Origin of the sequence: Rhizobacter sp. (assembly GCF_031412075.1) — a bacterium.
Taxonomy (GTDB): Bacteria; Pseudomonadota; Gammaproteobacteria; order Burkholderiales; family Burkholderiaceae_C; genus Rhizobacter.
Map to the genome: position 1 here is coordinate 1 of NZ_JANOCG010000631.1, position 5,285 is coordinate 5,285.

Sequence of the window (5,285 nt, forward strand, 5' to 3'; positions counted from 1 at the left end):
GCGTGCCGAAAACGGCATGGTGCTCGGCCCCAAGGGCAAAAGGGCCACCTACGGCCAGCTCGCCGCCGACGCGGCGCGCCTGCCGGTGCCGCAAACGCCGACGATGAAAGACCCGAAAGACTTCCGCATCGTCGGCAAGCCCACCAAGCGGCTGGACACACCCGCCAAGGTGAATGGCACGGCCGAGTTCGGCATCGACGTCAAGCTGCCCGGCATGGTCTACGCCGCACTGGAGCAATGCCCGGTGATCGGCGGCACGGTCAAGAGCTTCGACGCGACCAAGGCCAAGGGCATGCCCGGCGTGATCAACGTGGTGCAGATCCCCGACGGCGTGGCCGTGGTGGCCGACACCTGGTGGCACGCCCAGAAGGCCCGCGAGACGCTCAAGGTCGAGTGGGACGAAGGCGCAGGCGCCGCGCTCACCGACAAGACCATGATGGCCGGCATCAAGGCGGCTGCGGTATCGGCAGCAGCCAAACCGTTGGAACTGCCCAAGGTGGGCGAGGCCGACGCGGCCATCAAGACTGCCACCAAGGTGATCAAGGCGGAGTACACGATGCCGCTCTTGTCGCACTCGCCACTGGAGCCGATGAACTTCACGGCGCACTACCACGACAACCGCGTCGAGCTGATCGGCCCGACGCAGTGGCAAGACGCCGCCGCCGGCACCGTGGCCAAGGTGTGCGGCGTGCCGATCGAAAACGTGAGCCTGCGCACCACCTTCCTGGGTGGCGGCTTCGGGCGGCGCATCGACATCGACTTCATCGTCCAGGCCGCGCAGATCAGCAAGGCGGTGGGCAAGCCGGTCAAGCTGGTGTGGACGCGTGAAGACGACATGACGCACGACTTCTACCGCCCGCAGTCGGTGCACCACCTGGCCGCCGCCATCGGCGCCGATGGCAAGCCCACGGCGATGAGCTTCCGGCTGACTTCGCAGTCGATCACCGGCCGGGTGTTCGGCCTGCCGGCGCCGGTGCAAGACCCGCTGATGACCGAAGCGGCGATGGCGGCGTATGAGATTCCCGCAACACGCCACGACATCCTCAAACACGACGCCGGCCTGCGCGTGGGTTACTGGCGCTCGGTGAGCCACGCGCTCAACGCGTTTGCCAACGAGACCTTCATCGACGAGCTGGCGGTGGCGGCGGGCAAAGATCCGTATGCCTACCGCATGTCGCTGCTGGCCACCAAACCCCGTTTTGCCAACGTGCTGAAACAAGCGGCCGACAAGGCCGGCTGGGGCACGCCGCCACCGGCGGGGCGCTCACGCGGCATCGCGCTGATGGAAGGCTACGACACCTACATGGCGATGGTGGCCGAGATCTCGTACAACAAGGGTGAGGTCAAGGTGCACAAGGTGACCACGGTGGCCGACCTCGGCCGCATGGTCAACCCCGACACGGTCGAGGCGCAGATCCAGTCGAGCGTGGTGTTCGGTTTGACGGCCGCGCTGTGGGGCGAGATCACGCTCGACAAGGGTCGTGTGCAACAGACCAATTTCCACCAGTACCGGCTGCTGCGAATGAACGAGTCGCCCGAGTTCGTGACCGTGCTGGTGCCGAGCACCGAGAAGCCTGGCGGCATCGGCGAGCCGGCCACGGCACTGATCGGGCCGGCTGTGGGCAACGCCCTCTTTGCGGCCACCGGCAAGCGGCTGCGCACGATGCCGTTCACCGAGCAGAACATCGCGTCGGCTTGAGTCGGCGGCACGTGTGAAAAGGGCCACCTTTCGGGTGGCCTTTTTTTTGGCGCGCTTGATGGTTTTGGTGGCGGGTGAAGGTCTTTTTACCGCCAAGACGCAAAGGAAAATACAAAGGTCGCAAAGAAGAAAGCTCTCCTTTGCGACCTTGGCTGTTTCTCTTTCTTGGCGACTTGGCGGTAAAGAAACCTTCGCAAGCCGCAGCCCCGGCCGAAGCCGAGGTTCAACTCACATCACTTCGGCCGGATCGAATCCGGCACACCCTGGATGAACGCCTTCAGCTTGGCCATGTCTTCGCGCTTGAGACTGCCGGTGAAGTCGGGCATGCCCTTGTCCTTGGCGGCGCCGCCGAGCACATAGGCTTCAAGGTTGTTGATCACGTCAGGGTGCGAGTAACCGAGGTTGGGGATGTTGCCGCCGCGGTCGACTCCGGGCACGCCGTGGCACAAGATGCACGCGGCGACATACAGGCCCTGGCCCTCGGGCACATCCTTCGGTTCGTAGGCCACGCCTTTCAACAACGCGTTGAGCTGGTATTGCGCAAACTGCGGCAGCGGCGCCTTGCCACCCACCGCGAAGGTGTAGACCGTGCCCGGGCCGATCTTTTCGCTGGCGCGTTGGGCCACGCCATACGAGCCGCCCCAGCCGACGGCGATCGACACGTACTGCTTGCCGTCGACCAGGTAGGTGGACGGCGCGGCGATCACGCCGGTGCCGGTGGGTGTCTCCCACAGCTTCTCGCCGGTCTGCGCGTTGAAGGCGAAGAAGCGGCCGTCGGCCGTGCCCTGGAACACCAGGTTGCCGGCCGTCGCCAGGGTGCCGCCATTCCACGGCGAGATGTGCTCCACGCGCCAGGCTTCTTTCTGGGTCACCGGGTCCCAGGCCAGCAGGCGGCCGAAGGGCTTGCTGGTGGGCGGCGTGGCGTTGATGAAGGTCGCGGTGTTCCAGCCCTGGCCCGAGCCGGGCACGCCGAGCGTGGTCTGGTTCATCTTCCAGGCCTTGTTGTCCATCAGCGAGAGCGGGATGTTCTGCGCCGGCAGGTAGACCAGGCCGGTCTTCGGGCTGTACGACATCGGGTGCCAGTTGTGCGCGCCCAGCGGGCCGGGGATGCTGTCGTAGGACTTGTCGGCGCTGCGCGCCAAGGCCGTCTCGATGGGGAAGCCTTTTTCGTCGTAGCCGGTGGCCCAGTTCACGTCGACGAAGTTTTTCGCCGAGATGAACTTGCCGGTGGCGCGGTCGATCACGAAGAAGAAGCCGTTTTTCGGCGCGTGCAGGATCACCTTGCGCGGCTTGCCGCCGAGCTTGATGTCGGCCAGGATCATCGGCTGGGTGGAGGTGTAGTCCCAGTTGTCGCCCGGGGTCTGCTGGTAGTGCCAGACGTAGCGGCCGTTGTCGGGGTTGATGGCCACGATGGAGGCCAGGAAGAGGTTGTCGCCCCCACCCGGGCTGCGCAGGCGGCGTGCCCACGGCGAGCCGTTGCCGGTGCCGATGTACATGAGATTCAAGTCGGGGTCGAAGGTGATGCTGTCCCACACCGTGCCGCCGCCGCCGGCTTCCCAGTACTTGGCGCTCGGGTCCCAGGTTTTGGCGGCGCGTGCCAGGGCTTCGTTTTCATACGGCTTGGCGGGGTCGCCCGGCACGGTGTAGAAGCGCCACGCTTGCGCGCCGGTCTCGGCATCGTAGGCCGTGATGTAGCCACGCACGCCGTACTCGGCGCCGCCGTTGCCGATGATCACCTTGCCCTTGAACACACGCGGCGCGCCGGTGATGGTGTAGGGCTTGCTGCGGTCGATGGAGGTGTCTTTTTCCCACACCACCTTGCCGGTGGCGGCGTCGAGTGCGATCAGGCGCGCGTCGAACGAGCCCACGAACACCTTGCCGCGGTGCAGGGCCACGCCCCGGTTGACCACGTCGCAGCAGCCTTTCACGCCGACTTCGCGCGGCACCTTGGGGTCATACGACCACAGGCGCTTGCCGGTGCGCACGTCGATCGCATGCACCACGCTCCACGAGGCGGTGACGTACATGATGCCGTCGACCACCAGCGGCGTGGCTTCGACACCGCGCGTCGATTCGAGGTTGTAGCTCCAGACCAGCCCCAGCTCCTTGACGTTCTTCTCGTTGATCTGGTCGAGCTTGCTGAAGCGGGTTTCGGCGTAGTCGAGACCGTAGCTTGGCCAGTCTTTCGTCGACACGGCGTTGGTGCGCATGCTGGCGCCGTCGATGCGTGCGGTGGCCGCGCGGATGTGCGCTTCAGAGCCTTTGGGCGAGGCCGGGGCCTGCGCCCACGCGGGGGCCGTGGCGCCCAAAGCCAGTGCCAACATGGCGATCCATGGTGCTTTCATCGGGGGTCTCCTGTGTTTATAGGTGAGCGGCGTGCGCCGTCATCCAGCGCCGGCTTGAACGCAGGCGCACCGAATCATCATCAGGAGATGACCGGGCCGGTACAACAAGGTGTTTTCCCGCACGCTGGCCGGCCCGCGAGGCGCGGTTGCGCCAGGCTGCCACAAGGCGCGCCGGTATGCTTGGCACCCACATGAACCTGCCCCTGTCCGAACTCCCTGAACGCTGCGAGGTGCTGGTCGTCGGCGCCGGCCCCGCAGGCAGTGCGGCGGCCACCCTGCTGGCCCGCGCCGGCCTGAACGTGGTGATGGTCGACCAGCGCAGCTTCCCGCGCGAAAAAGTGTGTGGCGACGGGCTCATCCCCGACGCCCACGCCGCGCTCGCCCAACTCGGCCTGCTCGATGAAGTGATGGCGTGTGCGCAATCCGCACACCACGTGGCCTGCATCGGCCCGCGTGGTGGGCGCATCGACGTGCCGGGCCGGGTGGCGGTGTTGCCGCGCCAAGTGCTCGATCACATCGTCTGCCGTGGCGCCGTGCAGGCGGGCGCGCGCATGCACGCACCGGTGCACTTCGACGCACCACTGCTCGACGCTAGTGGCCGCGTGTGTGGTGCCACGTTGTCGCACGCAGGCGTACAGCGCGAGCTGCGTGCCGATTGGGTGGTGCTCGCCAGCGGCGCCGTGGCGCAGGCGCTGATCGCCGCCGGCGTGTGCGAGCGCCAGACACCCAATGGCGTGGCCCTGCGCGCCTATGTGAAAAACGAGGCCATGGTGGGCCGCATCACCGAGCTCGAAGTGGTGTGGCACCACAAGCTGCGCCCCGGCTACGGCTGGATCTTTCCCTGCCCCGATGGCGTGTTCAACATCGGCGTGGGCGTGGTCAACAGCCACGGGCAGGCCGCCGACGGCCACGGCACCAAACAAAGTGTCAACCTGCGCCAGGTGTTCGAGAGCTTCTGCGAGTTCTATGCGCCAGCGCGCGAACTCATGGCGGGCGGTGTGATGCAAGGCGGCCTGAAAGGTGCGCCGCTGCGTTGCACACTCAATGGCGCGCGCTACACACGCGCAGGTTTGCTCGCGACCGGCGAGGCCGTGGGCAGCACTTATTCATTCACCGGCGAAGGCATCGGCAAGGCGCTGGAGACCGGCATGCTCGCCGCGCAAGCGATTCTGCGCGGGCACGCACAGTCGCAAGACGATGCTTCCGTGTGCCAGCACTACGAGGCCGGCCTGCTGGCACTG

Annotated in this window: 3 protein-coding genes; 2 read left to right on the plus strand and 1 reads right to left on the minus strand. The window is 66.4% G+C overall.

Features of this window, described 5'->3' with window-relative positions; translation table 11 throughout:
• Positions 1-1,699, plus strand: a 1,699-nt coding sequence (locus tag RMO40_RS23220) for a molybdopterin cofactor-binding domain-containing protein (RefSeq protein ID WP_309725970.1), incomplete at its 5' end; no start/stop codon positions are given.
• A gap of 233 nt (positions 1,700-1,932) precedes the next feature.
• Here RMO40_RS23220 and RMO40_RS23225 read toward each other — a convergent pair.
• A complete protein-coding gene (locus RMO40_RS23225; RefSeq protein ID WP_489660229.1) occupies positions 1,933-4,044 on the minus strand; it encodes a PQQ-dependent dehydrogenase, methanol/ethanol family in 2,112 nt (703 codons plus the stop codon).
• Positions 4,045-4,220: 176 nt separating this feature from the next.
• On the opposite strand from RMO40_RS23225, the gene RMO40_RS23230 reads away from it, so the two are divergent.
• The coding region (locus tag RMO40_RS23230; protein ID WP_309725971.1) for an FAD-dependent monooxygenase at positions 4,221-5,285 on the plus strand (1,065 nt) is incomplete at its 3' end.